Genomic DNA, 555 nt, shown 5'->3' on the forward strand with positions numbered 1-555 from the left:
CACCCACCCGCCGCCGCACCGCCCAGGACACGACCGTGGCGGCGGCTTCGTGCTGGGCCTGACGGACCCTACGCCGGTGCCGGCCCTCCACCAGGCGGGCGCGGCGTCGGTGCTGGCGCCACCGCCGCGACCCCCGCTGACCCGGCTTCGGTGCCCTGCGGGCCACGGCGCGGCGGCGGGCCTTGCTGTCGGCCAGGTGCATGCGGTGCTCGGCGCGCACAGCCCGCCCCGACACCAACAGCCCCTCACCGTCCGGGCCGGCCACCGCGTACGGGTGAATCACACCGAGATCCACCCCGGCGACCCGGCCCGGATCCGGCCCTTCACCCGCCGGGTAGGTCGCCACCGGCACCTCGGCGCTCACGTCCAGGAACAGCCGGCCGCCCTCGCACAGCAGGGTGACCGAGCGGACCTGCTCGACCGGGTACGGCACCGCCCGCGCCAGCCTGACCCACAACGGCGACGTGCCCCTGGCCGTGGGAAGGCGGACCCGACGGCCCTGGAGGGTGAAGGTGCCGTGATACCAGCGCACCGGCATCAACGCCCGCCGACGAC

1 protein-coding gene is annotated in these 555 nt (G+C 76.4%); it reads right to left on the reverse strand.

What is annotated here, in order from left to right; all coding sequences use genetic code 11:
- A partial coding sequence (locus KBX37_RS34045) for a transposase (protein WP_210779906.1) occupies positions 1 to 555 on the reverse strand: 555 nt, incomplete at both ends.

Source organism: Micromonospora sp. U56 (assembly GCF_018070095.1).
In the GTDB taxonomy this organism is placed as follows: domain Bacteria; phylum Actinomycetota; class Actinomycetes; order Mycobacteriales; family Micromonosporaceae; genus Micromonospora; species Micromonospora purpureochromogenes.